The sequence below is a fragment of the Paracoccus sp. J55 genome (assembly GCF_000513975.1).
Classification (GTDB): Bacteria; Pseudomonadota; Alphaproteobacteria; order Rhodobacterales; family Rhodobacteraceae; genus Paracoccus.
The window spans coordinates 174,741-201,687 of the sequence record NZ_AZVA01000005.1 but is presented as its reverse complement, the minus strand read 5'-3'; the positions used below and the strand labels follow the sequence as shown (position 1 = coordinate 201,687).

Annotated in this window: 24 protein-coding genes and 1 tRNA gene; 10 read left to right on the top strand and 15 right to left on the bottom strand. The window is 68.8% G+C overall.

The window, feature by feature from the left end:
* Positions 1-132: 132 nt before the first annotated feature.
* The 4 genes from queF to queC are packed head-to-tail and all read right to left on the bottom strand — an operon-like array spanning position 133 to position 2,371.
* Positions 133-597: a preQ(1) synthase gene (gene queF / locus PARJ55_RS0107360; RefSeq protein WP_028712449.1), complete on the bottom strand. Its 465-nt coding sequence runs from the start codon at positions 595-597 to the stop codon at positions 133-135.
* 15 nt (positions 598-612) lie between these two features.
* Complete coding sequence (gene queE, locus PARJ55_RS0107355; protein ID WP_028712448.1) at positions 613-1,320, bottom strand: 7-carboxy-7-deazaguanine synthase QueE; 708 nt, start codon at positions 1,318-1,320, stop codon at positions 613-615.
* A complete protein-coding gene (locus PARJ55_RS0107350) occupies positions 1,317-1,670 on the bottom strand; it encodes a 6-pyruvoyl tetrahydropterin synthase family protein (protein WP_028712447.1) in 354 nt (117 codons plus the stop codon). The genes queE and PARJ55_RS0107350 overlap by 4 nt, the downstream gene beginning before the upstream one ends.
* The gene (gene queC, locus PARJ55_RS0107345) at positions 1,670-2,371 is read right to left on the bottom strand and encodes a 7-cyano-7-deazaguanine synthase QueC (protein WP_028712446.1); all 702 of its coding nucleotides are present in this window, start codon (positions 2,369-2,371) and stop codon (positions 1,670-1,672) included. The genes PARJ55_RS0107350 and queC overlap by 1 nt, the downstream gene beginning before the upstream one ends.
* 168 nt (positions 2,372-2,539) lie before the next feature.
* On the opposite strand from queC, the gene ligD reads away from it, so the two are divergent.
* The gene (gene ligD, locus PARJ55_RS0107340; RefSeq protein ID WP_028712445.1) at positions 2,540-3,442 is read left to right on the top strand and encodes a non-homologous end-joining DNA ligase; all 903 of its coding nucleotides are present in this window, start codon (positions 2,540-2,542) and stop codon (positions 3,440-3,442) included.
* A gap of 241 nt (positions 3,443-3,683) precedes the next feature.
* On the opposite strand, the gene PARJ55_RS0107335 is transcribed toward ligD, so the two are convergent.
* The 4 genes from PARJ55_RS0107335 to ugpB are packed head-to-tail and all read right to left on the bottom strand — an operon-like array spanning position 3,684 to position 7,831.
* A complete protein-coding gene (locus tag PARJ55_RS0107335; RefSeq protein ID WP_028712444.1) occupies positions 3,684-4,748 on the bottom strand; it encodes a sn-glycerol-3-phosphate import ATP-binding protein UgpC in 1,065 nt (354 codons plus the stop codon).
* The gene (ugpE, locus tag PARJ55_RS0107330; RefSeq protein ID WP_028712443.1) at positions 4,749-5,612 is read right to left on the bottom strand and encodes a sn-glycerol-3-phosphate ABC transporter permease UgpE; all 864 of its coding nucleotides are present in this window, start codon (positions 5,610-5,612) and stop codon (positions 4,749-4,751) included.
* Positions 5,605-6,486: a sn-glycerol-3-phosphate ABC transporter permease UgpA gene (gene ugpA, locus PARJ55_RS0107325; protein WP_028712442.1), complete on the bottom strand. Its 882-nt coding sequence runs from the start codon at positions 6,484-6,486 to the stop codon at positions 5,605-5,607. The genes ugpE and ugpA overlap by 8 nt, the downstream gene beginning before the upstream one ends.
* Before the next feature lie 49 nt (positions 6,487-6,535).
* A complete protein-coding gene (gene ugpB / locus PARJ55_RS0107320; protein ID WP_028712441.1) occupies positions 6,536-7,831 on the bottom strand; it encodes a sn-glycerol-3-phosphate ABC transporter substrate-binding protein UgpB in 1,296 nt (431 codons plus the stop codon).
* Positions 7,832-8,308: 477 nt separating this feature from the next.
* On the opposite strand from ugpB, the gene PARJ55_RS0107315 reads away from it, so the two are divergent.
* Genes PARJ55_RS0107315 through PARJ55_RS0107305 form a run of 3 tightly spaced genes read left to right on the top strand, consistent with a single transcriptional unit; the run spans position 8,309 to position 11,358 of the window.
* Positions 8,309-9,187: a YcaO-like family protein gene (locus tag PARJ55_RS0107315; RefSeq protein ID WP_028712440.1), complete on the top strand. Its 879-nt coding sequence runs from the start codon at positions 8,309-8,311 to the stop codon at positions 9,185-9,187.
* A gap of 7 nt (positions 9,188-9,194) precedes the next feature.
* Positions 9,195-10,616, top strand: a complete 1,422-nt coding sequence (locus PARJ55_RS0107310; protein ID WP_028712439.1) for a hypothetical protein — start codon at positions 9,195-9,197, stop codon at positions 10,614-10,616.
* A gap of 13 nt (positions 10,617-10,629) precedes the next feature.
* Complete coding sequence (locus PARJ55_RS0107305; RefSeq protein WP_028712438.1) at positions 10,630-11,358, top strand: hypothetical protein; 729 nt, start codon at positions 10,630-10,632, stop codon at positions 11,356-11,358.
* Here PARJ55_RS0107305 and PARJ55_RS0107300 read toward each other — a convergent pair.
* On the bottom strand, positions 11,355-13,247 hold the full coding sequence (locus PARJ55_RS0107300; protein ID WP_028712437.1) for a BTAD domain-containing putative transcriptional regulator: 1,893 nt from the start codon (positions 13,245-13,247) through the stop codon (positions 11,355-11,357). The genes PARJ55_RS0107305 and PARJ55_RS0107300 overlap by 4 nt on opposite strands.
* Positions 13,248-13,464: 217 nt before the next feature.
* Positions 13,465-16,935 carry a DNA polymerase III subunit alpha gene (gene dnaE, locus PARJ55_RS0107295; protein WP_028712436.1) on the bottom strand — a complete coding sequence of 1,157 codons (3,471 nt, stop codon included), beginning with the start codon at positions 16,933-16,935 and terminating at the stop codon, positions 13,465-13,467.
* A gap of 92 nt (positions 16,936-17,027) precedes the next feature.
* Between dnaE and PARJ55_RS0107290 the strand changes: the two genes are divergently transcribed.
* Genes PARJ55_RS0107290 through PARJ55_RS0107275 form a run of 4 tightly spaced genes read left to right on the top strand, consistent with a single transcriptional unit; the run spans position 17,028 to position 21,584 of the window.
* Positions 17,028-18,542, top strand: a complete 1,515-nt coding sequence (locus tag PARJ55_RS0107290) for an ABC transporter ATP-binding protein (protein WP_028712435.1) — start codon at positions 17,028-17,030, stop codon at positions 18,540-18,542.
* Positions 18,529-19,599, top strand: coding sequence for an ABC transporter permease (locus PARJ55_RS0107285; RefSeq protein WP_028712434.1), 1,071 nt, complete (start codon positions 18,529-18,531; stop codon positions 19,597-19,599). The genes PARJ55_RS0107290 and PARJ55_RS0107285 overlap by 14 nt, the downstream gene beginning before the upstream one ends.
* Positions 19,596-20,486, top strand: a complete 891-nt coding sequence (locus PARJ55_RS0107280) for an ABC transporter permease (RefSeq protein WP_028712433.1) — start codon at positions 19,596-19,598, stop codon at positions 20,484-20,486. The genes PARJ55_RS0107285 and PARJ55_RS0107280 overlap by 4 nt, the downstream gene beginning before the upstream one ends.
* 21 nt (positions 20,487-20,507) lie before the next feature.
* Positions 20,508-21,584 (top strand): BMP family ABC transporter substrate-binding protein, encoded by a 1,077-nt coding sequence (locus tag PARJ55_RS0107275; protein WP_028712432.1) that lies wholly within the window; start codon positions 20,508-20,510, stop codon positions 21,582-21,584.
* 57 nt (positions 21,585-21,641) lie between these two features.
* On the opposite strand, the gene dps is transcribed toward PARJ55_RS0107275, so the two are convergent.
* The 5 genes from dps to PARJ55_RS0107250 all read right to left on the bottom strand — a co-directional run bounded on the left by dps (position 21,642) and on the right by PARJ55_RS0107250 (position 25,769).
* The gene (dps, locus tag PARJ55_RS0107270; protein WP_028712431.1) at positions 21,642-22,115 is read right to left on the bottom strand and encodes a DNA starvation/stationary phase protection protein Dps; all 474 of its coding nucleotides are present in this window, start codon (positions 22,113-22,115) and stop codon (positions 21,642-21,644) included.
* A 145-nt stretch (positions 22,116-22,260) separates the two neighbouring features.
* Positions 22,261-22,494, bottom strand: coding sequence for an acyl carrier protein (locus PARJ55_RS0107265; protein ID WP_010397399.1), 234 nt, complete (start codon positions 22,492-22,494; stop codon positions 22,261-22,263).
* Between the two features lie 136 nt (positions 22,495-22,630).
* Complete coding sequence (gene fabG, locus PARJ55_RS0107260) at positions 22,631-23,368, bottom strand: 3-oxoacyl-ACP reductase FabG (protein ID WP_028712430.1); 738 nt, start codon at positions 23,366-23,368, stop codon at positions 22,631-22,633.
* Between the two features lie 64 nt (positions 23,369-23,432).
* Positions 23,433-24,359 carry an ACP S-malonyltransferase gene (gene fabD, locus PARJ55_RS0107255; RefSeq protein WP_028712429.1) on the bottom strand — a complete coding sequence of 309 codons (927 nt, stop codon included), beginning with the start codon at positions 24,357-24,359 and terminating at the stop codon, positions 23,433-23,435.
* A gap of 72 nt (positions 24,360-24,431) precedes the next feature.
* On the bottom strand, positions 24,432-25,769 hold the full coding sequence (locus PARJ55_RS0107250) for an ATP-binding protein (RefSeq protein WP_028712428.1): 1,338 nt from the start codon (positions 25,767-25,769) through the stop codon (positions 24,432-24,434).
* A 58-nt stretch (positions 25,770-25,827) separates the two neighbouring features.
* On the opposite strand from PARJ55_RS0107250, the gene PARJ55_RS0107245 reads away from it, so the two are divergent.
* Together PARJ55_RS0107245 and PARJ55_RS0107240 are read left to right on the top strand one after the other, a co-directional pair.
* Positions 25,828-26,691, top strand: a complete 864-nt coding sequence (locus tag PARJ55_RS0107245) for an MBL fold metallo-hydrolase (RefSeq protein ID WP_028712427.1) — start codon at positions 25,828-25,830, stop codon at positions 26,689-26,691.
* Positions 26,692-26,796: 105 nt separating this feature from the next.
* A tRNA-Asn gene (locus PARJ55_RS0107240) sits at positions 26,797-26,871 on the top strand.
* Positions 26,872-26,947 lie beyond the last annotated feature (76 nt).

The window sequence follows — 26,947 nt, the reverse complement described above, 5'->3', positions numbered from 1 at the left end:
CCTCCCCTACGGATCGGCATTTGCTAATGCGATGGGCAAATGCTCACATACTCGCGAGGGGACTGTCAAGAAAAATCGGCGCGGCCCGATACTCGGGACCGCGCCGACTGATAGGTTCTTGCCGGGGCAGGTTCAGCCGCGGCCGCGATAGGGCGGAACGCCTTGGTCGGGGATCCAGACCCCCTCGGGCATGGGTCCGGTCTGCCAGAAGACATCGATGGGCATGCCGCCGCGCGGATACCAATAGCCGCCGATGCGCAGCCAGCGCGGCGCAAGGAACCCGGCCAGCCGCCGGCCGATCGAGACGGTGCAATCCTCATGGAAAGCACCATGATTGCGGAAGCTTCCGAGATATAGCTTCAGCGATTTCGACTCGACCAGCCAGTCTCCGGGCACATAGTCGATGACCAGATGCGCGAAATCCGGCTGCCCGGTCATCGGGCAGAGCGAGGTGAACTCGGGCGCGGTGAAGCGCACGTTATAGGACAGGTCGGCCTGCGGGTTCTGCACCCGCTCCAGCTCGGCCTTGTCGGGGCTTTCGGGCAGCACGGTGGCGCCGCCCAGCTGCTTGAGGCCGCTGTAGATCGTCTCGGTCATGGTTCTCTCCGAATGTCAGACGCCGCGCCGGTTGCCCCAGATCAGGACATGCAGCTGCGGCAGGATGCGCGGTTTCAGCCAGCCGCGGCCGACCGTGTTCTCGACCAGCCACAGCAGCCGGTCGGCCAGGGCCTGCGGATCGACCGGCAGGGCGGGATCGGTCTCGGGGTTGCCGGGTTGCAGGTAAAGCGGCAGCTGGGGATGGCGAGCCGCCACCCCGCGCGCCCAGTCCAGGTCGCGCTGGTCGAAGATCACGATCTTCAGCACCCGCTGGCCCGCGCCCTCGCCCGCCCGCAAGCAGCGGTCGAAGGCGTCCCAATCGACCAGCTGCCCGCTCGACGGCGGTTTCGGAGACAGCACCAGCATGGACAGGTCCGCGAACCAGGGCTGCGCGACCGAGCCCTGCGTCTCGGAGGCGAAACGATAGCCCGCGGCGCGTCCCAGCGCGATCAGCGGGGCGAAATCCTGGATCGCCGGATTGCCGCCGGACAGCGAGACGGTCAGCGGCTGGCCCCCGGACAGGCGCCGCACCTCGGCCCAGATCGCCTCGGCGCTCATCGGCCGCCATTCGTGGCGATGGCTGCTGTCCACGGCGTGCAGGCTGTCGCACCAGAAGCAGCGATAATCGCAGCCGCCGGCACGGACAAAGACCGTGGGCTCGCCGATCAGCGCGCCCTCGCCCTGGATGGTCGGGCCGAAGATTTCCGCGATGCGCAGCGTCATGGCCGATACTCGGCCCAGGTCTTGGGCGTCTCGGACACCCGGACCGCCACCGTCTCGGGCCAGCGCGCCTTGCACCAGTCATGGAAATGCCGCGCCATGTTCTCGGCGGTCGAAGGACCGTCCAGCACGTCGTTCAGGTGGCGATGGTCGAAATGCGTGTCGATATAATGCTTCAGCGCCGCAAGCTCGTGATAGTCGCGCACGAAGCCGTCGGCATTCAGCTCGGCCGCCGCCAGCTCGACCACGACGATGTAATTGTGCCCGTGCAGCCGGGCGCATTGGTGATCCGGCGGCAGATGCGCCAGCTGGTGCGAGGCCGAGAAATGGAACTCTTTGGCGATGCGGAACATCAGGCCCGCCCCCGTTCCGCGATGGCCTGCCGCCAGAAATCGGCATCCTCATAGGCGGTCGGGTCGGGGATGCCGGCCAGGTGGAAGGCCTCGCGCCGTTCGACGCAGGTGCCGCAGCGCCCGCAATGCAGGGCGCCGCCCTTGTAGCAGGACCAGGTCTCGGCAAAGGGCGTGCCGTGGCGGGCGCCCTCGGTGACGATGTCGGCCTTGGTGCGATGCACGAAGGGGGTCAGCAGCCGCAGTCGCGCATAGCCGTCCAGCGCCGCGTCCTGCATCTGCTGGAACGCTTCGGTGAAGGCGGGGCGGCAATCGGGATAGATGAAATGATCGCCGCCATGCACGGCGGCCGCCACCGCCTGATCGCCCACCGCCGCCGCCATGCCGAAGGCGATGGTCAGCATGATGGCGTTGCGGTTCGGGACCACGGTGATGCGCATGGTCTCCTCGGCATAATGCCCGTCCGGCACCTCGGCCCCGCCGGTCAGGGCCGAGCCGGTCAGCACCGCCCCCACCCCGCGCATGTCGATGACGTGATGCGGCACGTCCAGCCGCCGGGCGGCGCTGGCCGCGAAATCCAGCTCCTTGCGGTGGCGCTGGCCGTAGTCGAAGGAGATCAGGCGCGAAAGCCCGCCCTGCGCGGCGATCATATGCGCCAGCGACACGGAATCGAGTCCGCCCGAGCAGACAACTGTCGTCTTCATGATGTGACCCTTGTTTTGATGACCGGGTAGGCTGCGACCGGTATGGGCGCCCGACATAGCGGGCTTTGGCCGGCGGCGCAACCACCCCGGCCCGCCGGGGCGCCGCGGGCGGGGGCGAACCCAAACCGCCCGCCCGGCGTTGCCCCGCAGGCAGAAGAGGAGCCATCCATGCCCGAACGGATCGAAGGCGTCGCGATCTCGCATCCCGAGCGGGTGATCTTTGCCGATGCCGGCCCGGGCAAGGCCGGGCTGACCAAGGCCGGGCTTGCCCGCTATTACCAGCAGGTCGCGCCGCTGATGCTGCAGGAGGCCGCCGACCGCCCGCTGTCGATGCTGCGCCTGCCCGAGGGCATGGCGGGCGAGCGGTTCTTCCAGAAGCATCCGGGCAAGGGGTTTCCCAAGCCGGTGAAGCAGATGCAGATCACCGAAAGCGATGGCGAGGCGGCGCCCTATGCCTATGTCACCGATGCGGCCGGGCTGGTGGCGGCGGTGCAGATGGGCACGGTCGAATTCCACATCTGGGCCGCGCGCCGCGACCGGCTGGAGCGGCCGGACCGGCTGGTCTTCGACCTCGACCCCGACGAGGGGCTGGGTTTCGCCGCCGTGCGCGCCGCCGCCCTGGCGCTGCGCGGCCGGCTGCGGGACCTGGACCTGGACCCCTGGGCGATGCTGACCGGCGGCAAGGGGGTGCATCTGGTGGTGAACCTGCGCCGCAACCTGGGCTGGGACGAGCTCAAGCATTTCGCCCGCGGCTTCGCCACGCTCTGCGCCCGGGACGAGCCGGACCGCTATACGGTGGCGCTGTCCAAGGCCAGCCGCAAGGGGCGGATCTTCATCGACTGGCTCCGGAACGAACGCGGCGCCACGGCGGTCGCACCCTTCTCGGTCCGCGCGCGGCCCGGCGCTCCGGTGGCGGCACCGCTCGGCTGGGACGAGCTGACCGAAACCGAGACCGCCCGCGCCATCGACATCGACGCGGCGCTTGAGCGCGGCTGGGCCGGCATCGACCGCAGGCCGCAGACCCTGACCCGGCCGATGGTCGAGGCGCTGGACAAGGCGCTGGCCGAATAGGCGGCCGGCTATGCTGCCTTGCTTGCCACGGGACAGGCAGGCCCGTCATGTCGCAGGCCTCTCTCTTGGCACCCTGCCCGGCCATATCGGTCGGGGCGCGGCAATGGCAGGGCCGGCCCGACGCTGCCGGATGCCGCGCAGTCCCTGCCGGCGAAGCCCGGGAACGGTGCCCGCAGCATCCCCTCCGGGCGGCCGGCTTGCGGCCGCCGCGGCCCGCCTTTCGCGCTGGCTGATCGACCCCTCAACCCTCGACGCGGCGGCCGCTGCCGGGGTCGAAGAAATGCAGATGCGCCGGATCGGGCACCGCTGCGATGCGGTCGCCGCGCTCGGCCCGGCTGGAGCCGGGCAGGCGCAGCACCATCGGCACCTCCGAGCCCTCGATCATGCCATAGCCGAAGGCGTCCGCGCCCAGCCGCTCGACCGAGCGCAGCAGGACCGGGATCGCCGCCTCGCCCGGCTGCGCCAGCCGCAGATGTTCGGGGCGCAGCCCAAGGCGCAGGTCGCCGCCGCGCGGCACGCCGGGCAGCGGCAGGACCGCGCCGCCCGGCAGGGTGACGCCGCCCTCGGCCGTCCCGACGGTGAAGATGTTCATCGCCGGCGAGCCGATGAAGCCCGCCACGAATTCGCTGGCCGGGTGCTCATAGACCTCCAGCGGCGTGGCGATCTGCTCGGCCACGCCCTTGTTCATCACGATCAGCCGGTCGGCGAGCGTCATCGCCTCGACCTGGTCATGGGTGACATAAAGCGTGGTCTGGCCGGTGCGCAGGTGCATCTCCTTGATCTGCAGGCGCATCTGCACCCGCAGCTTGGCGTCCAGGTTCGACAGCGGCTCGTCCAGCAGCAGCGCCGCCGGCTCGCGCACCAGCGCCCGGCCCATGGCGACGCGCTGGCGCTGGCCGCCCGACAGCGCGCGCGGCTTGCGGTCCAGATAGGGCTCCAGCTCCAGCATGGTCGCGGCCTTGGCGACGCGGGCCTCGATCTCGGCCTTCGGCATCCGGGCGATCTTGAGCCCGTAGGCCATGTTCTCGCGCACCGACATATGCGGATAAAGCGCATAGTTCTGGAACACCATGGCGATGTCGCGCTGGCGCGGTTCCAGGTCGTTGACCACCTTGCCGCCGATCTCGATGGTGCCGGCGCTGATCGCCTCCAGCCCGGCCACCATGCGCAGAAGCGTGGACTTGCCGCAGCCCGAAGGTCCGACGATCACCACGAATTCGCCGTCGGCGATCTCGATGCTGATGCCATGGATCACCTCGTTTCCCGCATAGCTCTTGCGGACGTCGTTGAGCAGGATGCGGGCCATCTATTTCTCCGTCTCGACCAGGCCCTTGACGAACCAGCGCTGCATCAGCACCACCACCAGGATCGGCGGCAGGATGGCCAGCACGCTTGTGACCATCACGAGGTTCCAGGGCGTATCGGCATCGGCGAATGAGATCATCTTCTTCAGCGCGATGACGATGGTGTTCATTTCGTTGGAATTGGTGACCAGCAGCGGCCACAGGTATTGCGTCCAGCCATAGATGAACTGGATCACGAAGATCGCGGCCACATTGGTCAGCGACAGCGGCCACAGGATGTCCCTGAAGAACCGCCAGGGCCCGGCGCCGTCGACCCGCGCCGCCTCCAGCAATTCATCGGGAATGGTCATGAAGAACTGCCGGAACAGAAGCGTCGCGGTGGCCGAGGCGATCAAGGGCAGGATCAGCCCCGGATAGGTGTCGATCAGCCCCAGGTCGACCATGACCTTGTAGGTGGGCTGGATGCGCACCTCGACCGGCAGCATCAGGGTGATGAAGATCAGCCAGAAACAGGCCATGCGCAGCGGAAAGCGGAAAAAGACGATGGCATAGGCCGAGGCCATCGAGATCGCGATCTTCCCCAGCGCGATGCCCATGGCGACGATGGTGGTATTGGCCAGAAGCCGCCACAGGCTGACCCCGCCGATGCGGCTGATCCCGCCCGAGAAGGCATCGGAATAGTTCCGCGCCGCCTCGGGTCCGGGCAGCAGGGGCAGCGGCGGGCGCAGGATGGTCTGCACCGAATGGGTCGAGGCGACGAAGACGTAATAGACCGGAAAGGCCACCACGATCACGCCCAGCACCATCCAGAAATGCGCCAGCACTCGCCCGGCGCCGCGCGCGGCCAGCGGAGAGGATTCAGCCATAATGCACCCTCCGCTCGATGAAGCGGAACTGGAAGGCGGTCAGCGCGATCACGATGATCATCAGGATCACCGATTGCGCGGCGGAATCGCCCATGATCAGGTTCACGAAACCGTCGTTATAGACCTTGTAGACCAGCGTCTCGGTCGCCTTGCCGGGGCCGCCGCCGGTCACGGCATGGATGATCCCGAAGGTGTCGAACAGCGCATAGACGGTGTTCACCACCAGCAGGAAGAAGGTCGTCGGCGCCAGCAGCGGAAAGGCGATGGTCCAGAAGGCATGCCGGCGCGAGGCGCCGTCGATGGCCGCCGCCTCCAGCAGCGAGCGGGGAATCGCCTGCAAGCCCGCGACGAAGAACAGGAAGTTGTAGCTGATCTGCTTCCATGTCGCGGCGGCGACCACCAGCGCCATCGCCTGCTCGCCGTCCAGCAGCGGGTTCCAGTAGATGCCCATCCGCCGCAGCGGCCAGGCCAACGTGCCGAAGCTGGGATTGAACATGAACAGCCACAGCATGCCGGCGATGGCGGGCGCCACCGCATAGGGCCAGATCATCAGCGTGCGATAGAAGCCCTTGCCGCGGATGATCTTTTCCGCCTGCACCGCCAGGAACAGCGCGATCGCCATGGCGCAGAAGGCGACGAGCACCGAGAACACCACCGTCACCCGGACCGAGTTCAGATAGTTCGGATCGCTCAGCACCTTGCGGAAATTCGCCAGCCCCACGAAGGTCGTCTTCAGGCCGAAGGCGTCCTCGCGCAGCACGGACTGGCGAAAGGCCTGCGCCGCCGGCCAGTAGAAGAAGATCAGCGTGATCGCCAGTTGCGGCGCCAGCAGCAGCCAGGGCAGCAGCTTGTGCGGAAAGACCGTGCGTCTCATCCGTCCCCCTTGTCGGATCGGGCGGGCGCCGCAACGCCCGCCCCTGGTTTCAGCCGCCCGCGGCCTCGCGGATCGCGGCATTGCCGCGCTCGACGGCGTTCTTCAGCGCCGTGGCCGCGTCCTGCTGGCCGGCCAGCATCTTTTCGTATTCCTCGTTCTGGATGTCGCGCAGCTGCGGCAGGTTCGGCGCCCGCACGCCCTTGGAGTTCTCGGTCGGCTCCTTGCCCATCATCTGCAGGATCGGCGTCTCGCGGCCCGGGTTCTGCTGGTAGAAGTCCGAGCCCTTGGTCGCCTCGTAAGCCGCCATGGTCACCGGCAGATAGCCCGATTGTTCGTGCAGGTATTGCTGCACCTCGGTCTGCGACAGGTAGTTGAAGAAGGCGGCGACGCCCTTGTAGGTCTCGTCCGATTTGCCGCCCATCACCCAAAGCGAGGCACCGCCCGGCGTGGTGTTCTGCGGCGCGCCCTCGGCGGTCTCGTCATAGGGCAGCTGGCCGATGCCGTAGTTCATGCCCGATTTCACGATGTCGCCCAGCCCGCCCGAGCTTTCGGTCAGGATGCCGCATTCGCCCGAGGTAAAGTTCTGCTTGGCCTCGCTGGTGCGGCCGCCATAGACGAAGACGCCCTCTTTCGCCAGGTCCGCAAGTTCCTGGAAATGCTTGACGAACAGCGGGCCGTCGATCTTCAGCTCGGGCGTGCCGGCCAGGCCGTTCTCGTTCGTGCCCCAGCTGACATTGTTCCAAGCGGCGAAATTCTCGGTATGGATCCAGGTCAGCCAGGTCGAGGTATAGCCGCAGGTCGCGGCCCCCGATTCCTTGATCTGGCGCGCGGCGGCCCAGACCTCGGCCCAGGTCTTGGGCGGGTTGTCCACGTCCAGCCCCGCCTTCTCGAAGATGTCCTTGTTGTAATACAGGATCGGCGAGGAGGAGTTGTAGGGGAAGGACAGCATGTCCCCCTCGGGCGTCGAGTAATAGCCGACGATGCCGGGCAGATACTGGCTCTTGTCGAAGTCGTAGCCGCCTTCCTGCAGCACCTCGGCCACCGGCTTGATGGCGCCCTGCGCGCCCATCATCACCCCGGTGCCGACGTCGAAGACCTGGATGATGTCCGGGGCCTGGCCGGCGCGGAAGGCGGCAATGCCGGCGTTCAGCGTTTCGGGATAGGTGCCCTTGAAGACGGGCTTGACCTCATAATTCTCCTGGCTGGCGTTGAAATCATTGGCGATCTTGGTCACCACCTCGGCATTGGCGCCGGTCATCGCGTGCCACCAGGAAATTTCGGTCCTGGCCTCGGCCGCGACGGGCAGCACCATCAGCCCGGCAAGCCAGAATACGGTTCGTTGCATGTTTCCCTCCGAGTCGTGCCTTGCGGCGTCATCGTTCCCGAACGGCCTTGCCAGGGCCTCGGCCCTTGGGGGCCGCCCGCCTCCCTGTCCGGATTTGTCACCTGCCAGGGGCCGGGGTGTCAATTCGCAACTGGACTGTCTGGTATGGCAGGCGGCAGGCAGAGGCCGCGCCGGTCACGCCCCTCCAGTCGCACCGATTTGTAAATTTCCCATGACTGCAAGGGGTAAAAGGCGATTCCTGCAGCCGCTCCCTGCGCCGTGCGGGGGATGGCGGCCGGTCGTTCCGTCACGTCCGGACTTGGCTGTGTCAGTCGCGCGTGACGGATCGGGCCAGCCGCGCGCCGCCCGACCGTCCCCCGGCGTCGGACGAAACCGCATGACCGGGGTCGAGAACGCGGGCGGGCGGGGAAAATTCACGCCGCGATCACAGGCTTGCGCTAGGAACAGGGAAACCTGCTGCCAAGGACCCCTGCGCCGATGGAGAAACCCGGCCGAAGCGCCCATGACCTGACCGCAAGCTGGCAACGGCACGACTGGCGCGAAAGCTTCTTCGCGCCGGGGCTTGTCATCCTGCAGGCGCTGACCGCCGACGGCCGCACCGCCAGCGGCGCCGGCCAGAGCCGCGACGAGGCCTTCGACCGCTGCATCGGCGAGACGGCCGAGATCCTGGCGCTGGCCGCCTTCCGGGCGGGCGGCGGCGGTTTCGAGCCCTGGCGCGACGGGCTGGCCGCGCATCCCGATGCCGGGCAGGCACGCTTGGCCGCCATGGACGAAGCCTGCGAGCGACGGGCGGTCGCGGATTGGTGGCTGGGCCGGCGCCCCGCCCTGCCGGTGGCCGCGGACTGGATCCGGCTGGCCGGGCTGGCCGGGCGGCTGGATCGGGCCCGGGGCGGCGCGGCGCTGCGGCGGCGCACCGACTGGTGGCAGATCCAGACCCCGCGCGGCCCCTGCGCCATGATCTGCCGCAGCATGAGCCTGGAGGGTCAGGACCCGGTGCTGGGCTATGGCGTGCATCGCGACCCGGCACTGGCGGCGGACAAGGCCCTGCGCGAGCTTCTGCTGATGGAGCTGAACCTGATGGAGTTGCTGGCCGCCCGCTCTCTGGGCGGCGCGGACGCGCTGCAGCCGGTGCGCAACCGCATCCGCGGCTATGCCCGCCGCGCCGCCCTGCTGTTTCCCGAAGCCGCCGCCATCCACCCCGCCCCGCCCGGCGACCCGGATGCCGCGGGCTGCTTCGACACCCCGCCCGCCTGCCGCGAGATCTCGGTGCCCGAAGGGCCGCTCAGCGTCTGGGTCTGCCGGCCCGACGCCCCCCCTCCGCCTTTCACCGAAGAGACCGGCCTGCCCTATTTGTGAGGAACACATGCGTGATGACGGCCTGGCCATGACGGCGCCACGAGAGGAACCCCGACCGGGCGCCTGTCCCATGGGATGCGCGCCGATGCGCGGGGCGCTGCGCGACATGGGGGCGCTGGCCTCGCCCCTTTCCGCGCCGGACGACCGCGCCGGGATCGGCCAGCGCCTGCCCGAGATCCTGATGCGCACCACCCCGGACTGGCGCATCGCCTGCCTCGAACGGACGGCGCATATTCCCTCGGGCTATACCTATCTGGCCCAGCTCATGGGCCATGACATGGGCAGCAGCGTGCCGGCCGACAGCGTGCCCTATGCCCGCAGCGGCGGCGACGGGGACGCCAAGCCCGTGCGGCGCTACAACCTGATCGACAATCCGCTGACGCTGGAAACCGTCTACGGACCCGGCCCGGCCATGCTGACCCATGTCTATGATCCCGAGACCTGCCTGTTCCGCCTGACCCCGGGCGCAAGGCTGGCGCGGCTTTATGCGCGGGCGGCCGGCGCCATCTCGGACCCCGACCCGCGGCCGATCCGCGCGCTTTATGACGAGCGCAACCGCGACTCGCTGATGCTGCACGAGTTGACCGTGGCCTGGATGCAGTTCCACAACCGGCTGGCCCGCAGGCTGATGGCAAGGGGGGAGGAGCCGTTCCGCGCCTATGCGCTGTCCCGCGTCCACGCCGTGCGCTGCTGGCACGCCATCCTGACCGGCGACCTGCTGCCGCGCTTCCTGCATCCCGAGATCGCCGGGCTGGACGGCGACGCCCTGCCCGGCTGCTGGGCGCTGGACGAAACCACGCTGCTGCACGGGCTGTGCCGGGCCTTCCACGCCCTGCCGCTGGCGGCCTATCATCTGGGCCGCTCGGGATTGCACAATCTGGGCACGCTGCTCAAGCGCGGCTATGCCCCCAGCGAGGCCGAGACCGACTGGCGCATTGACTGGCCGCTGTTCTTCGGCGCAAGCCCCGGCGCGCCGCTGACCGGCATCTCGGCCAGCGTGGCGCCGGAATTGCGCGCCCCGGTGACGGCGGCGGCGGTCATCGCGATGGACAATGCCTCGGCCGCCATCGCCCTGCCGCTGCGGCCCGGCAACAAGGCGCTTCGCGCCGCCGTCGCCGCCCTGCCCGGCGACTGGCCCGCCCGCATCGCCCCCGCCCGCCTGGCCGCGGATTTCGCCGCCGCCCATCCCGAGGCGCCGATCCGCATCGACGCCGAAATGCTGGAATGGGGCCCGCTCTACCAGTTCCTGATGGTCGAGGCGCAGCTGCACGGCCAGCGGGGCGGCTTCGGTCCCTTGGGCAGCGCGCTGCTGCGCGGCTCGGTGCTGGGCTCGATCCGCCGGGTGGTGCTGGCCGGCGAGGACGAGGCGGCGGCCGGGCTGCCCAGGCCCGCGACCATGCTGGAACTGATCGCCCTCGCCAGAGAATGACGGAGACAAGACCATGACCGGGACGAAACGCAAATACATCATCGTCGGGGCCGAGGTGGACCAGCCCGAGGCCTGGCTGCACAAGGACGGCAGCATCAGCCCCCGCAAGGGCAGCGACGGCGAGCCGCTGAACGTCGAATATATCGGCCGGCTGATGGTCGAGCTGTCGCAGCGCGGCAAGGCCGGCGTGCCCAAGGCCGAGCTCGACGCGCTGGAGGAACGCGTCAAGCGCGCGCTGGTGGTGCAGGATTTCTCGGTGCATGACGGCGGCGCGGCGCTCAGCGACGCCGAACGCGAGGCGATCCTGAACAGCACCACCGTCCGCATCGAGTTCGAAAGCCGCCGCCGCGGCAGCAAGAAGCCGGACCGCAACACCCGTATCCTGGTGGTGCCATCGGACGAGACGCTGGGCATCGCCGATGCCATGCTGCGCGCCCAGGGCGAGGCCGAGGGCTTTCGCCCGCCCCTGTCCTACGAGCTGGACCGGGCGCTGATGCTGGCCGGCATGCAGACCGAGATCCTTGAAATGGTGCGCGAATTCGCCGGCAAGGCCACGCCGGGCTGGACCCCCGCGCTGCAGGCCGCGCTGGAGGCGCATATGGAAGAGGCGATCCGCGAGCGCAGCCGGTTCAAGGACGGCAACGGCCGCCCGGCCAAGGACGTCAAGAACGAGATCATGTCGAGCCCGCTGCGCGCCTTCCACCGCTCGGTCGGGATCTACGCCACCAACATGTGCCGCTAGACATGGAAGCGGCTGCGGGCCGCGGCGGCCTGTTCCAGCGTCTCGCGCAGCTCCTGCCGCCAGGCTTCGTCGCGCAGCGGAAAGACCGACAGGAACCAGTCCAGCAGCTGCGCATCCGTCGGCGCCGGCGGGCCGCGCCATTGTCCGCGCAGCTCGGCCAGATAGGCGTCGAGGCGGCGCGCCGCCGCCTCGGCCTCGCCCAGCCGCCACAGGGCGGCGCTGTGCCAGCCGCCCACCGTCGGCATCAGCCCGGCGCCGCTTTCGCATTGCCGCGCCGCCGCCGCGAAATCGCCGCAGAGGTAATCCGCCGCCGCCAGATAGATCTGGTGAAACGGCTCCATCACCGCGGCATGGCGCTTGGTCTCGGCGACCAGCCCGGCGGCCTTTCGCAGATCGCCCGAGAAGGCGAAGCCGAGCGCGCAGGAGGCCAGGGTCAGCGGGTTGTTGCGGTTCAAGACCAGCGCCTGGTCGAAATGGAACTCGGCCAGGTCGAAATAGCCCAGATGGCAGAAGCACCAGGCCAGCACGCGATGCGCGCGGGTGTCCAGCGGGTCCGCAGTCACCGCGACGATGGCGTGATGCATGGCGTCGCGCTTGAGCTCCTCGGTCTGGTAGGTGCCGGGCAGAAGCACATGGCGCACGTTCAGCGCGCCCGCCAGCTCGGCATGGGCGGGGCCGAAGGGCGGCGAGCGCGCGGCGATCTCGCGCAGGATGGCCAGCGCCTCGGCCTCGGTTTCGGGCGACCAGCTGTCCAGGAGCGCCTGCGCCCGAAGCCAATCGTCATAGATGCCCGAGCCGGAATCCGACAGCGAGCGGTCCGAGACCACCACGGAAAGCGCATTGGCGATGTTGGACAGCAGCAGGCGGACCTTGGCTTCCCAATCGCTCTGCGGCTCCTCGATCCATTCCGACCAGACCAGATGACCGCCGGCGCCGCGCTGCACCTCGGCGAACAGCCGCAAGCCGCCCTGCAGATAGAACGGCTTCAGCGTGATGCGCACCTGCGCCGGTTCGGGCGTGCCCTCCTCGACGATCCACCATTCGCGGAATCGGCCCATGCGCATGCGCAGGTCGGCGAAAAGCACGTTGGTCAGGCTTTCCAACTCGTGCCCGTCGCCCTCGGCGCGCCGCAGCGAGACCGACAGGCTGACCTGGGGCAGCCGGTCGCGCTGCGGACCGTGGCGCCCGCCGCCGCCGGGGTCCAGCTTGATCGCCGCCAGCAGCTCGACGGTCTCGGCCTCGGGTTCCTGGTCGAAAAGCTCGTCGAGATGGGCGTAAAGCGTGTTGTAGCGCTCGATGGCGCGGGTCGGCCGGCCCGCCTGCCAGTCGAGCCGCATCAGGAGCCGCGTGGCATTCTCGTTCGAAGGCTCCAGCGCGATGGCGAACTCGGCCAGCGCGCGCTGGGTGTCGGGGTCGGAACCGGCCAGCCCGGCCAGCCGGCGGTCCAGCACCTGCCGCAGCCCGGCCAGCAGGCTGGCGCGGGTGATCGCGAGCCAGCTGTCGAACGAGGCGCTGATCCCTTCAAGCTGCACGGTCTGGTCGATCAGCAGGCGCAGGCGACCCGCCTCTTCGGGGTCCCAGCCCGGCCCGGCCAGCCGCGCGGCCAGTTCCTGCTGCAGCACGAATCCGTCCGGCAGGCGCAACGCGATCTCGCCGGCATTGGTCTCCAGCGCCCAGCCGGGGGTGCCCGCCATGGCGCGGCGGATATGCTTGACCGCCTGCCGATACGAGGCCGAGGCCTTGTGTTCGTCCGAATTCTGCCAGAACAGGTCGGTGACCTTTTCCGTGCGATGCACCGGGGCCCGGTCGGCCAGCAGGAAATACAACAGCGCCCGCGCCTTGCGCAGGCGCAACGCATCGAGAACCTGCAAGACGGCGTCCAGCTGCATCCGAATCCCTTGCCGCGAGTCGCCCCAGCCCAACGACAGCCCGCAATCCATGAGGTTCCTTAGGATTCGCCATAACGCGGCCGTGATCAACGGTCCATCGCCGCCGCCCGGGGGTTTTTGCCGCCGGCGGATCAGGAACGGGCCATGCCGGGGGCGCGCGCCCGCGCCGCAGGCAGGCGCTTGACCATCGCCGCCGCATTGCCCGGAAGCGCCGGCGTTACTCCTCGACCACCTCCAGCACCCCCGGCAGCACGCGCAGCGCCTGGCGGGCGGGGGTGGTCAGGGGCGCGTCCTCGGCGATCTCGATATCGACCAGATCGCCGCCATCCTTCAGCCGCAGCGCGATGGGACCACGGGCGCGGGCGGGCGCGTTGAGCTCGGCCTGAATGCGGGCCAGCGCCTCGGCGATGCCCGGCACGGCATCCAGCCCGGCGATCTCGACCGCCAGGCGGTTCGCCCCGGCATCCGCCACCGCCTGATCCAGCGGCGTGACCGAGCGCGCCAGCAGCTTGACCTGATCCCCCGACGGCTCGACCTGCACCTGCAGGACGACGTTCTCGCCCGGCTCCAGATGCTGGCGATGCGCGTCGAGCGTGTCGGAAAACACCGTGACTTCGTAAAGCCCGGTCGGATCGGACAGGCCGACAAAGGCGAAGCGGGTGCCGCGCGCGGATTTCTTTTCCTGCCGATGCGCGACGGTGCCGGCCAGCTGCGCCACCAGCGCCCCGTCGGCCGCCGCCTGCGTCACCTCGGCCAGCGTCTGCACCCCCTTGCGGCGCAGCGCCGGCTGATAGTCGTCCAGCGGATGGCCGGACAGATAGAAGCCCACCGCCGCATGTTCCTCGGCCAGCTTCTCGGCCGGCATCCAGACCGGAGCGGCGACCGGGCGCGGCGGCGGCAGATCCTCGCCCCCGCCGAACAGCGAGGACTGGCTGGAGGCCGCCGCCTCCTGCACCGCCGCCGACCAGGCGACCAGCCCGTCCAGCGATTTCAGCACCCGCGCCCGGTTCGGCTCCAGCGCGTCGAAGGCGCCGGCGCGGGCCAGCATCTCCAGCGGCCGCTTGCCGACCCGGCGCATGTCCACCCGACGGGCGAAGTCGTGCAGGTCGGCAAAGGGCCGGTCGCCGCGCGCCTGCACGATCAGGTTCATCGCCTCGACGCCGACGCCCTTCAGTGCTCCGAGCGCATAGAGGATCTTGCCGTCCCGGACGCTGAACATGGCCTCCGAACGGTTCACGCAGGGCGGCATGGTCTCGATCCCCATCCGGTCGGCCTCGCGCTTGTAGACGGCGAGCTTGTCAGTCAGGTGGATATCGCAGTTCATCACCGCGGCCATGAACTCCACCGGGTGGTTCGCCTTCAGCCAGGCGGTCTGGTAGCTGACCACGGCATAGGCGGCGGCGTGGGACTTGTTGAAGCCGTAATTCGCGAATTTCTCAAGCAGGTCAAAGACCTCTCCGGCCTTCTTTTTGTCGATTCCCTGTGCCGCGCAACCATCGACGAATTTCGGCCGTTCCTTGGCCATTTCCTCGGCGATCTTCTTGCCCATGGCGCGGCGCAACAGGTCAGCGCCGCCGAGGCTGTAGCCGGCCATGACCTGGGCGATCTGCATCACCTGTTCCTGATAGACGATGATGCCCTGGGTCTCGGCCAGGATATGATCGATGGAAGGATGAATGGATTCAAGCGGCCGCAGGCCGTTCTTGACCTCGCAATAGGTCGGGATGTTCTCCATCGGGCCGGGGCGGTAGAGGGCGACCAGCGCCACGATATCCTCGATGCAGGTCGGCTTCATGCGCCGCAGCGCGTCCATCATGCCCGAGCTTTCGACCTGGAACACCGCCACGGTGCGGGCGCTGGCAAAGAGGTCATAGCTGGGCTTGTCGTCCAGCGGGATGGCGTTGATCTGGTTCTCGGCCCCCCTGGCGGGCTCGTAGAGCACCCGGCCGTCGGCCGCGACATGCAGCGGCCGCCCGCCGGCATTGATCAGGTCCACCGCGTTCTGGATCACCGTCAGGGTCTTGAGGCCGAGGAAGTCGAACTTGACCAGCCCGGCCTGCTCGACCCATTTCATGTTGAACTGCGTCGCCGGCATGTCCGAGGCCGGGTCGCGATAAAGCGGCACCAGCCGGTGCAGCGGCCGGTCGCCGATCACCACGCCCGCGGCATGGGTCGAGGCGTTGCGCAGCAGCCCCTCGATCTTGGCGGCATAGTCCAGCAGGCGGGCGACGACCTCCTCCTTGGCGGCCTCGCGCAGGCGCGGCTCGTCGGCCAGCGCCTTGGTGACGCTGACGGGCTTGACGCCCTCGACCGGGATCATCTTGGACAGCCGGTCCACCTGGCCGAAGGGCAGTTGCAGCACCCGGCCGACGTCGCGGACTGCCGCCTTGGAGAGAAGCGCGCCGAAGGTGATAATCTGGCCGACCTTGTCGCGGCCGTATTTCTCCTGCACGTATTGGATCACCTCCTCGCGGCGATCCATGCAGAAGTCGATGTCGAAGTCGGGCATCGAGACCCGCTCGGGATTCAGGAACCGCTCGAAGAGCAGGCTGTAACGGATTGGATCAAGGTCGGTAATCGTCAGCGCATAGGCGACCAGAGACCCCGCACCCGAGCCGCGGCCGGGGCCCACAGGGATGCCGTGTTCCTTCGCCCATTTGATGAAGTCGGCAACGATCAGGAAATAGCCGGGAAAGCCCATCTGCTCGATGATGCCCAGCTCGAAGCGCAGGCGTTCCTCGTATTCCTCGACCGTGGCGGAATGCGGGATCACCGCCAGCCGGGCGCGCAGGCCGTCCCAGGCCTGGCGGCGCAGCTCCTCGACCTCGTCATCGGCGAAGCGCGGCAGGATCGGCTTGTGCTTCTTGACCGCGAAGGCGCAGCGGCGGGCGATCTCGACGGTGTTCTGGATCGCCTCGGGCAGGTCGGCGAACAGCGTCGCCATCTCGGCGGCGGTCTTGAAGTAATGCTGCGGGGTCAGCCGGCGGCGCGGCGCGGTCTGGTCGACATAGGCGCGGTCCGAGATGCAGATCAGCGCGTCATGGGCGTCGAAAAGCTCGGCTTTCGGGAAATACACGTCGTTGGTGGCGACAAGCGGCAGGTCGAGCGCATAGGCGAGGTCGATCATGCCGCCTTCCGAGCCCGCCTCCTCGGGGACCGGCTGGCCCTCGGCATCGTGGTGGCGCTGCAACTCGACATAAAGCCGGGTCGGGAAGGCGGCGGCCAGCCGCTCGGCCAGGGCGCGGGCCTCGGGCACGCGACCCTGCAGCACCAGCTGGCCCAGCGGCCCACCGGCGCCACCGGTCAGGCAGATCAGACCCTCGGCATGGGCTTCCAGTTCGGCCAGCGTCACATGCGGCAGCGCATTGTCGTCGCGCAGGTAAAGGCAGGTCGACAGCTCCATCAGGTTCAGCCAGCCGGCCTCGTTCTGCGCCAGCAGCACGACGGGGCCGGTCACTTCGGCCTGCAGCGTCACCTGGCAGCCGATGATCGGCTGCACGCCGGCATCCTGCGCCTTGACCGAGAATTCCAGCGCCGCAAACAGCGCATTGGTATCGGTCAGCGCCACGGCGGGCATGCCGTTCTGCGCCGCAAGATCGGCAAGCTTCTTGACCGGCACCGCGCCTTCCAGCAGCGAATGTTCGGAATGGGTGCGCAGGTGGATGAATCGGGGTGAATTTTCCGGCATGGCGCAATCTAGGTCCGACCTGACGGATTGTGCAATTGCCCCTCGGCGGAAAACCGCTAATCTTGTCGCAAAAAGCAGCGAGGCGCGCAACAGTGACCGATGTTTTCCGGGCCGAGGGCCTGGGCAAGAGCTATCCCGGCGTGCGCGCCAATGACGACGTGTCCTTCGCGGTCGCGGGGGGCGAGATCCATGCCCTGCTGGGCGAGAACGGCGCCGGCAAGTCCACGCTGGTCAAGATGATCTACGGCCTGGTGCGGCCGGACGAGGGGCGGATGGCGCTGCTGGGCGCGCCCTACGCGCCGCACGACCCGCGCGCCGCCCGCGCCGCCGGCGTCGCCATGGTGTTCCAGCATTTCAGCCTGTTCGATGCGATGACGGTCGCGGAAAACATCGCGCTGGGGATGGAGAACCCGCCGCCGCGCCCCGAACTCGCGCGCCGCATCGCGGAACTGTCGCAGGGCTACGGGCTGCCGCTGAACCCCGCCCGCCGCATCGCCAGCCTGTCGGCGGGCGAGCGGCAGCGGGTCGAGATCCTGCGCTGCCTGCTGCAAGGCCCGCGGCTGCTGATCATGGACGAGCCGACCTCGGTCCTGACCCCGCAGGAGGCCGAGATCCTGTTCGCCACCCTGCGCCAACTGGCCGAGGCCGGGACGGCGATCCTGTATATCAGCCACAAGCTGGAGGAAATCCGCAGCCATTGCGACCGCGCGACCATCCTGCGCCAGGGCAGGCTGGTCGGCACGGTCGATCCGCGCGCCCATTCCGCCCGCGAACTGGCGGCGATGATGGTCGGGGCCGAGATGCGGCTGGTGGACCGTTCCGGCCGCAAGCCCGGCGCCTCCGTGCTGGAAGTGCGCGGCCTGTCCACCCAGGGCGGCGAGGGCGTGGCGCTGCAGGAGATCGCGCTGAGCCTGCGCGCGGGCGAGATCCTGGGCATCGGCGGCGTCGCCGGCAACGGGCAGGAGGAACTGCTTTCGGCCCTGTCGGGCGAGACCGCGACCGCCCCGGGCACCGTGGTGCTGGAGGGGCGCGACCTCTCCGACGCCGGCCCCGAGGCGCGGCGCCGCGCCGGGCTGCTCGCCGCGCCCGAGGACCGGCTGGGCCATGCCGCCGTGCCCGAATTCAGCCTGGCGGAAAACACGCTGCTGACCGCCGGGGCGCGGCAGAACCTGATCCGGCGCGGCCTGATCCACCGCAAGGTGGCCACGGCTTTCGCGCAACAGGTGATCCGCGCCTTCGATGTGCGCACCCCCGGCCCCGGCACGGCGGCGGGCGCGCTGTCGGGTGGCAACCTGCAGAAATTCGTCATCGGCCGCGAGGTGCTGGGCCGGCCGCGGGTGCTGGTCGTCAACCAGCCGACCTGGGGCGTCGATGCCGGCGCCGCCGCCGCCATCCGCCAGGCGCTGCTGGACCTGGCTGCGCAGGGCGCCGGGCTGATCGTCATCAGCCAGGACCTCGACGAGCTCTTGGAACTGTCGGACCGCTTCTGCGCCCTGAACCAGGGCCGGCTGTCCGCCCCCCGGCCCACCGAGGGGCTGACGGTCGAGGAGATCGGGCTGATGCTGGGCGGCGCGCATGGCATGGAGGTGGCGCATGTTCCGGCTTGAACCGCGCGCCAGCGCCCCGCTGCTCTGGCAGGTCGCGACTCCGGTGCTTGCCGTCCTGGCCACCATGATCGTCGGCGGCGCGCTGTTCGCCGCCATGGGCTTCGACCCGCTGGCGGCGATCCGCACCATCTTCTGGGACCCGCTCTTCGGTCCCGCCGCCAGCTATTCGCGGCCGCAGCTTCTGATCAAGGCCGGGCCGCTGATCCTGATCGCCTGCGGCCTGGCGCTGGGGTTTCGCGCCGGGATCTGGAACATCGGCGCCGAGGGGCAATACATCATCGGCGCGATCTGCGGCGCCGCGGTGGCGCTGGCCGCCTATCCGCTGGATGCGTTCTGGATCTTCCCGGCGATGATCCTGGCCGGCGCGGCGGGCGGCTGGGCCTGGGGCATGGTCCCGGCGCTGCTGAGGAACTGGTTCGGCGCGTCCGAGATCCTCGTCTCGCTGATGCTGGTCTATGTCGCGCAGAAGGTCGCCGCCTGGATGGCCTTCGGGCCGATGAAGAACCCCGAGGGCTTCAACTTTCCCGGCTCGCGCAACCTGCAGCAATATGATGCCGCCGCGAATCCCGAGCTGATCGCGGGCTCCGGCCTGCACTGGGGCGGCGTGGCGGCGGTGCTGGCGCTGGCGGCGACCTGGTTCGTCATGTCGCGCCACGTGCTCGGTTTCCACATCCGCACCGCCGGGGCCGCGCCCTGCGCCGCGCGCTTCGCCGGCGTGCGCCCCGAGCGGCTGGTGGCGCTGTGCCTGGGCGTCTCGGGGGCGCTGGCGGGGCTGGCGGGGCTTTTCGAGGTCGCGGGGCCGGCCGGGCAGATCACCGAAAGCTTCGGCTCGGGCTACGGCTTCACCGCGATCATCGTGGCCTTCCTGGGCCGGCTGCACCCCTTGGGCATCCTGCTGGCCGGGCTGCTCATGGCGCTGACCTATATCGGCGGCGAGCTGGCGCAGATGATGCTGAACCTGCCCGCGGCGTCGGTCCAGGTCTTCCAGGGAATGCTGCTGTTCTTCCTGCTCGGCTTCGACATCCTGACCCGCTATCGCATCCGGAGGCGCGCATGATGATCGACCCGCTTTCCGTCTTCATCCTGCTGCTGGGCGCCGCCACGCCGATCCTGTTCGCGGCCTTGGGCGAGTTGGTCGTCGAACGCGCCGGCGTGCTGAACCTGGGCGTCGAGGGCATGATGATCGGCGGCGCGCTGGCGGGCTTTGCCGCAGCCCATGCCAGCGGCAGCCCGGCGCTGGGTTTCGTCGCCGCCGCCGTCGCCGGGGCTGCGCTGTCGATGATCTTCGCGGTGCTGACGCAATTCCTGCTGTCGAACCAGGTTGCCACGGGCCTTGCGCTGACGCTGTTCGGCCTGGGCCTGACCGCGATGTTCGGCAAGCCTTACGAAGGCGTCAAGGCGCCGCCGATGCTGGCCGGGCCGTTGCGGCTGAACCTGATGATCTGGCTGGGCCTCGCCCTTGTGCCAGCGGTCTGGTGGTTCCTGATGCGCTCGCGCCCCGGCCTCATCCTGCGCGCGGTGGGCGAGAACCACGACGCCGCCCATGCCCTCGGCTATCCGGTGCGCGCCCTGCGCATGGCCGCCATCGGCTTCGGCGGCGCGCTGGCCGGGATGGGCGGCGCCTATATCTCGATCGCCACGGTGCTGCAATGGACCGAGGGCATGACCGCCGGCGCCGGCTGGATTGCGCTGGCCATCGTGGTCTTTGCGCAATGGAACCCCTGGGGCGTGCTGGCCGGCGCCTGGCTCTTCGGCGGCGTCACCGTGCTGCAGCTGCGCCTGCAGGCGGCGGGGGTCGCGGTGCCGGTGCAGCTGCTCAGCATGGCGCCCTATCTGGCCACCATCGCCGTGCTGGTGCTGATCTCGGCCCGGCAGAAATTCGGCCGCTCGGGCGGGGCTGCTGCCCCCGGATCGCTGGGCAGGCCCTTCCACGCGCTGCGCTAGCGCAACCAACAGGAGACCATGATGAACCGCAGAACCCTTCTCGGCAGCGCCGCCGCCCTTGTGGCCGCCTCGGCCCTGCCCGCCTTTGCGCAGGATGAAAAGCTCAAGGTGGGCTTCATCTATGTCGGGCCGGTGGGCGACGGCGGCTGGACCTATCAGCACGACCTGGCCCGTCAGGCGGTCGAAAAGGAATATGGCGACCGGGTCGAGACCACCTATATCGAATCCGTGCCCGAGGGCGCCGATGCCGAACGCGCCATCACCCAGCTGGCGCTCTCCGGCCACAAGCTGATCTTCACCACCAGCTTCGGCTTCATGGACGCCACGATCAACGTCGCCAAGAAATTCCCCGACGTGAAGTTCGAGCACGCCACCGGCTACAAGACCGCCGAGAACGTCGCCACCTACGACGCCCGCTTCTACGAGGGCCGCGCCGTCATGGGCACCATCGCCGGGCGCATGACCAAGTCGAACAAGATCGGCTATATCGGCTCTTTCCCGATTCCCGAGGTGGTCCAGGGCATCAACAGCTCGTATATCCACGCCAAGAAGGTGAACCCGGATGTCGAGATGAAGGTGGTCTGGGCCTATAGCTGGTTCGACCCCGCGAAAGAGGCCGACGCCGCCGCCGCGCTGATCGCCGAGGGCGTGGACGTGATTCTGCAGCACACCGACTCGACCGCGCCGCTGGCCAAGGCGCAGGAGGCCGGCGCCTTCGGCTTCGGCCAGGCCAGCGACATGGCGGCCTTCAAGCCCACGCCGCGGGTCTCGTCGATCATCGACAATTGGGCGCCCTACTACGTCAAGCGCGTGGGCGAGGTGCTGGACGGCAGCTGGACCTCACATTCGGTCTGGCTGGGCATCGGCGACGGCGAGGTCGAGATCGGCGAGATCACCGAGGCCGTGCCGCCCGAGGTCAAGGAGGAGGCGCTGGCGCTGAAGGACAGGATCGCCTCGGGCGAATACCACCCCTTCACCGGGCCGCTGAAGAAGCAGGATGGCAGCGACTGGCTGGCCGAGGGGCAAGTGGCCAGCGACCAGGACCTGTCCTCGATGAATTTCTATGTCGAGGGCATCACCGCGCCGATGCCGAAATAAGCGGCGCAGAAAGCAAGACCGGGGCCAAGGCCCCGGTTCGTCACTCTGGCAGGCCCCTCACTCCAGATGGCTTTCCAGGAACCACAGATCCTTGTCGGCGGCGCGCGAGGCGGCGGTGAACAGGTCGGCGGTATCGGCATCGCCCGCCTCGTCGGTGGCGTCGATGGCGGCGCGCACCTTCTCGCCGTAATCGCGCATCCGCTCGCAAACCGCCTTGATATGGTCCTCGGCCTTGGTCAGGTCGGTCGGGTATTCCTTCAGCGTGCTGGCCTTGGCCACCTTCTCGACCGTGCCGACAGCCACCCCGTCCAGCACCTGCACGCGCTCGGCCATCATGTCCACATGCTCGTCCAGCCGCGCCTTGACCGTGTCGAACAGCTCGTGCACCGCGATGAAGTTGCGGCCCTTGACGTTCCAATGCGCCTGCTTGATCGCCGCCGACAGCGCCAGGGCGTCGGCCAGGCGGGCATTCAGCTCGGCGATCGCGGTCTTGCGGGCATTGTCGCTGAGCCCTTTGACATTTACGGCCATGAAACTCTCCTTCGTCAGGTTCGCCCTGAAAACGAAGGCCGGGACGCGGCGGTTCCGCGCGACGTCGGGTCAAACCGCCGCAGGCAAAGAAAAAGGGCGGCGCTTCCCCGGGAAAGCACCGCCCTTCACGTCTCTCAGAGCAGGATCAGACCGCGCCCTGGATGAACTTCACCGCATCGCCGAAGGTCTGGATCGTCTCGGCGGCGTCGTCCGGGATCTCGATGCCGAACTCTTCCTCGAACGCCATGACCAGTTCCACGGTATCCAGCGAATCGGCGCCGAGATCGTCGATGAACGAGGCGGTTTCCGTCACCTTGTCCTCATCGACACCCAGGTGCTCGACGACAATTTTCTTCACGCGATCAGCGATATCGCTCATGTCTCTTCCTCGTTTTCGCGGGCAATCCGCCCAGATGTTCCAGCGATTGCCGGTCACAGCCCAGGGCGGTTCCCCTGCAGCCTTGCTTGCGGGATATAGCACGGAGACGTGATCTTGCAACCCGCATAAACCATCATCAGATCATCGCCATGCCGCCGTTGACATGCAGCGTGGCGCCGGTGACATAACCCGCCTCGGGGCTGGTCAGATACAGCACCGCAGCGGCGATTTCCTGCGCCGAACCCATGCGGCCGGCGGGGATCTGCGTCAGGATCCGGCCCTTCTGCTCGTCGTTCAGCTTGTCGGTCATCGCGGTCTCGATGAAGCCGGGGGCGACACAGTTCACCGTGATCCCGCGCGAGGCCACCTCATAGGCCAGGCTCTTCGACATGCCGACCAGACCCGCCTTGGCTGCGGCATAGTTGCCCTGCCCCGGGTTGCCGGTGGCGCCGACGACCGAGCCGATGTTCACGATCCGCCCCCAGCGCGCCTTCATCATGCCGCGCAAGACCCCCCGGCACAGCCGGAAGCTCGAGGTCAGGTTGACCTCGATCACCTGCGCCCATTCCTCGTCCGACATGCGCATGAACAGGTTGTCGCGGGTGATCCCTGCATTGTTGACCAGAATATCGACCGATCCCATGGCCTCGGCCGCCGCCTTGGGCAGCGCCTCGACCGCGGCCGCATCGGCCAGGTTGGCGGTCACGACATGCGCCCGCGACCCCAGCTTCTCGGCCAGTTCCCGCAGCGGCGCCTCGCGCGTGCCCGACAGCGCCACCGTGGCCCCGGCGGCATGCAGCGCCTCGGCCACCGCGCCGCCGATCCCGCCCGAGGCCCCGGTCACCAGCGCATTCCTGCCCGTCAGATCAAACATCAAGCTCTTCTCCGTTTTCCAAATACCCCGGGGGAATCCCGCAGGGATGGGGGCGGAGCCCCCTTTACCCCTTCAGCGCCGCGATATCCGCCGGAGCGCCGATATTCTTCACCGCCGCCTCCCTGGCGATGCGCTTGATCATGCCCGACAGCGCCTTGCCGGCGCCGATCTCCCAGAACTCCGTCACGCCCGCGCCGGCCAGGAACTCGACCGACTCGCGCCAGCGCACGGCACCGGTCACCTGCTCGACCAGAAGCCGGCGGATGGCGCCCGGCTCGCTCACCGGCTCGGCGCGGACATTGGCGACCAGCGGCACGGCCGGGGCCGCGATCTCGACCGCGGCCAGCGCCTCGGCCATCACCGCCGCCGCCGGCTGCATCAGCGCCGAATGGAACGGTGCCGAGACCGGCAGCATCAGCGCCCGCTTGGCGCCGCGCTCCTTGGCCAGCGCCGCCGCGCGCTCCACCGCCGCCTTGTGGCCCGAGATCACCACCTGCGCCGGGTCGTTGTCATTGGCGGCCTGGCAGACCTCGCCCTCGGCCGCGTCGCGCGCGATCTGGTCGACGGCGGCGAAGTCCAGCCCGAGGATCGCCGCCATGGCGCCCTGCCCGACCGGCACCGCCTCCTGCATGGCCTGGCCGCGCAGGCGCAGAAGCCGCGCGGTATCGGCCAGGCTCAGCGCGCCGGCCGCGCAAAGCGCCGAATATTCGCCCAGGGAATGGCCGGCGACGAAATCCGCGTCCGCGATGCCGAAACCCTCGGCCTCCAGCGCCCGGAAGGCGGCCAGCGAGGTGGCCATCAGCGCCGGCTGGGCGTTCTGGGTCAGGGTCAGCGTCTCGATATCGCCGTTCCAGATCAGGTCGGAGAGGCTCTCTCCCAGCGCCTCGTCCACTTCGGCAAAGACTGCGCGCGCCGCCGGATAGGCCTCGGCCAGCTCGCGCCCCATGCCCACGACCTGGGCGCCCTGTCCCGGAAATACGAATGCCCGCATCGCGGAATCCCTTCTGTCTTATGTCCTTGTGACAGCCTTAGCCCGCCGGGGGGCGTCCCGCAACCGCGCCGCTCAGCGCGGAATCACGATCTCGGCCCGCAAGCCGCCCAGGCGTTCGCCCTCGCCCAGCCGCAGCTGACCGCCATGGGCGCGGGCGATGTCGGCGGCGATGGACAGGCCCAGCCCCACCCCCTGCCCGCGGTTCTGGTTGCGCGAGGGATCGAGCCGGGTGAAGGGCTTCAGCGCCTCCTCGCGCTTCTCTGGCGGGATGCCGGGCCCGTCATCCTCGACCGAGATGCGGAAATAGCTCGGCCCCAGCGCCGCATCGACCTCGGCGCGGTCGCCATAGCGCACGGCATTGCCGATCAGGTTCTCGACGGCGCGGCGCAGGCTGTCGCGGCTGAAGGTGGCGCGGCCCGCCTCTTCGCCCGCGACCGAATGCAGCACCACCCGCTGCCCGCCGCGCTGCGCGTCGGCGACGATGCCGCGCAGGAAATCCAGCGCCGGCACCGGCTCGGGCGGGCCGTCCTGGGCCGCGTCGCGGGCATGGTCCAGGAAGGCGTCGACCATCCGGCCCATCGCCGCCACGTCGCCTTCCAGCGCCGCGATCTCGTCCGGGTCGGGCGGATAGTCCGGGCTCAGCATCGACAGGCCCAGCCGCAGCCGGGTCAAGGGTGTCCTCAGATCGTGGCTCACGCCGGACAGCATCTGCTTGCGCTGCTCGTTCTGGCGCTCGATGCGGGCGCGCATCTCCAGGAAGGCGGTGCCGGCGCTGCGGATCTCGCTGGCGCCGCCGGGGCGATAGGGGATGATCCGGCCCTTGCCGTATTCCTCGGCGGCGCGCGCCAGGCGCTTGATCGGCCGCAGCTGGTTGCGCAGGAAGATCGTGGCGATGGCGGTCATCAACAGCGAGGTGCCGATCATCAGCACCAGCAGCTGATGCGGATTCGAGGCGCTGACCCGGCCGCGCGGAAACACCAGCCGATAGTCGCCCCAGCGCCCCTGCAGCGTCACCCGCACCTCGCGGCGCTGGCTCAGATCGACGGCGCGCACCGCCGGCACGCGCTCGTGCAGCTCGGCGATGACGATGCGGCCCGAAAGATCGTAAAAGCCACGCCAGTCCGCGCCGGGCTCGGCCGGCAGGACCAGCTCCAGCCCCAGCGGGTCAGCCACCTCGCCGGCCGAGACGCGCGCCGATTCGATATCCGGCGCCGCCTCGATCCGCGCGGCGACCAGTGCGACCTCATGGGCCATGCCCGAGGTCATCTGCCGGGTCACGTCCTCGAAATGCCGCTGCAGGAACATGACGGTGACCACGATGGTCACCACCACGACCGGCAGGAACAGGATCAGCGCCGCCCGCCCGTAGAGGCCGCGCGGCATGACCCGTTTCAGCCAGTCGAAATTCATCGCCCTTCGCCTCATTGCGGCCTTGGAAAACCGGCCCGTCCCTGGCTAGGTTAGCCGCATGACAAGCGCCGAGAAAGCCCTGCGGATCATCACCGCCGACAATCCCTCGCCTCTGACCGGGCCGGGCACCAACACCTTCCTTTTGGGGCGCGAGCGGGTCGCCGTGATCGATCCCGGCCCCGACCTTGCCGCGCATCGCCAGGCGATCCTGGCCGCCGGGGCAGGCCGCATCAGCCATATCTTCGTCACCCATGCGCACCTGGACCATTCCGGCGGCGCCCGTGCGCTCGCGCAGGCCACCGGCGCGCCGATCCTGGGCTTCGGCCCCGCCGAGGCGGGCCGCTCGGCGGTGATGGAGCGGCTGGCACGCGAAGGGGCCATCGAAGGCGGCGAAGGCCTTGACCGCGATTTTGCCCCCGACATCGCCCTGGGCGACGGCGCGGTGGTCGAGACCGACGAATGGCGGCTGACCGCGCTGCACACGCCCGGCCATTTCGCCGGCCACCTGGCCTTTCGCCAGGAAGAGACGATCTTTTGCGGCGATGTGGTGATGGGCTGGTCCTCGACGATCATCTCGCCGCCGGACGGGGATCTGGCGGATTATTTCCGTTCGCTGGAGCGGCTCGATTCGGCGGGCGCGCGGCTGCTGCTGCCGGCGCATGGCGCGGCGGTGCACGATCCTTCGGCGCGTCTGGCCGAGCTTGCGGCGCATCGCCGCGCGCGCACGGTGCAGATCCTTTCGGCGCTGCGCGCCGGCCCCGCCACGGCCGAGTCGCTTGCGCGGCAAATCTACCAGGTGCCGCCCATGCTGATTCCCGCGGCGACGCGCAATGTGCTGGCGCATCTGATTGCCCTGTCCGAGCTGGGCGCGGTCTCGACCGGCGGTCCGATCACCTCGGGATCGGTGTTTTCCGCCCATTGAACACCCGGCTGAATACCCGGCAGCGGGAATTTCCGAGATCGAGGAAAAAAATCCGCAAACCCCTCTGGACGCCCCCAAAGAGCGAAGCTATACACCGCCCCGTGTTCCGGCGTAGCTCAGCGGTAGAGCAGTTGACTGTTAATCAATTGGTCGTAGGTTCGATCCCTACCGCCGGAGCCATTGAACTTCTCATAATCGCTTGAAGTCATTGGCAAACACAAATCCTCAACCGGATATGTCCCAAGTGGTGCCCCCT

Excerpts from the sequence above, each read along its gene's own strand:
- PARJ55_RS0107310 (WP_028712439.1), top strand. The coding sequence starts at position 9,195 with ATGCGTGATGACGGCCTGGCCATGACGGCGCCACGAGAGGAACCCCGA.
- PARJ55_RS0107285 (WP_028712434.1), top strand. The coding sequence starts at position 18,529 with ATGTTCCGGCTTGAACCGCGCGCCAGCGCCCCGCTGCTCTGGCAGGTC.
- PARJ55_RS0107280 (WP_028712433.1), top strand. The coding sequence starts at position 19,596 with ATGATGATCGACCCGCTTTCCGTCTTCATCCTGCTGCTGGGCGCCGCC.
- queE (WP_028712448.1), bottom strand. The coding sequence starts at position 1,320 with ATGACGCTGCGCATCGCGGAAATCTTCGGCCCGACCATCCAGGGCGAG.
- ugpA (WP_028712442.1), bottom strand. The coding sequence starts at position 6,486 with ATGAGACGCACGGTCTTTCCGCACAAGCTGCTGCCCTGGCTGCTGCTG.
- PARJ55_RS0107335 (WP_028712444.1), bottom strand. The coding sequence starts at position 4,748 with ATGGCCCGCATCCTGCTCAACGACGTCCGCAAGAGCTATGCGGGAAAC.
- PARJ55_RS0107315 (WP_028712440.1), top strand. The coding sequence starts at position 8,309 with ATGGAGAAACCCGGCCGAAGCGCCCATGACCTGACCGCAAGCTGGCAA.
- ugpB (WP_028712441.1), bottom strand. The coding sequence starts at position 7,831 with ATGCAACGAACCGTATTCTGGCTTGCCGGGCTGATGGTGCTGCCCGTC.
- fabD (WP_028712429.1), bottom strand. The coding sequence starts at position 24,359 with ATGCGGGCATTCGTATTTCCGGGACAGGGCGCCCAGGTCGTGGGCATG.
- fabG (WP_028712430.1), bottom strand. The coding sequence starts at position 23,368 with ATGTTTGATCTGACGGGCAGGAATGCGCTGGTGACCGGGGCCTCGGGC.
- ugpE (WP_028712443.1), bottom strand. The coding sequence starts at position 5,612 with ATGGCTGAATCCTCTCCGCTGGCCGCGCGCGGCGCCGGGCGAGTGCTG.
- dnaE (WP_028712436.1), bottom strand. The coding sequence starts at position 16,935 with ATGCCGGAAAATTCACCCCGATTCATCCACCTGCGCACCCATTCCGAA.
- PARJ55_RS0107265 (WP_010397399.1), bottom strand. The coding sequence starts at position 22,494 with ATGAGCGATATCGCTGATCGCGTGAAGAAAATTGTCGTCGAGCACCTG.
- queF (WP_028712449.1), bottom strand. The coding sequence starts at position 597 with ATGACCGAGACGATCTACAGCGGCCTCAAGCAGCTGGGCGGCGCCACC.
- PARJ55_RS0107350 (WP_028712447.1), bottom strand. The coding sequence starts at position 1,670 with ATGTTCCGCATCGCCAAAGAGTTCCATTTCTCGGCCTCGCACCAGCTG.
- PARJ55_RS0107245 (WP_028712427.1), top strand. The coding sequence starts at position 25,828 with ATGACAAGCGCCGAGAAAGCCCTGCGGATCATCACCGCCGACAATCCC.
- queC (WP_028712446.1), bottom strand. The coding sequence starts at position 2,371 with ATGAAGACGACAGTTGTCTGCTCGGGCGGACTCGATTCCGTGTCGCTG.
- dps (WP_028712431.1), bottom strand. The coding sequence starts at position 22,115 with ATGGCCGTAAATGTCAAAGGGCTCAGCGACAATGCCCGCAAGACCGCG.
- PARJ55_RS0107300 (WP_028712437.1), bottom strand. The coding sequence starts at position 13,247 with ATGCAGCTGGACGCCGTCTTGCAGGTTCTCGATGCGTTGCGCCTGCGC.
- PARJ55_RS0107305 (WP_028712438.1), top strand. The coding sequence starts at position 10,630 with ATGACCGGGACGAAACGCAAATACATCATCGTCGGGGCCGAGGTGGAC.
- ligD (WP_028712445.1), top strand. The coding sequence starts at position 2,540 with ATGCCCGAACGGATCGAAGGCGTCGCGATCTCGCATCCCGAGCGGGTG.
- PARJ55_RS0107275 (WP_028712432.1), top strand. The coding sequence starts at position 20,508 with ATGAACCGCAGAACCCTTCTCGGCAGCGCCGCCGCCCTTGTGGCCGCC.
- PARJ55_RS0107250 (WP_028712428.1), bottom strand. The coding sequence starts at position 25,769 with ATGAATTTCGACTGGCTGAAACGGGTCATGCCGCGCGGCCTCTACGGG.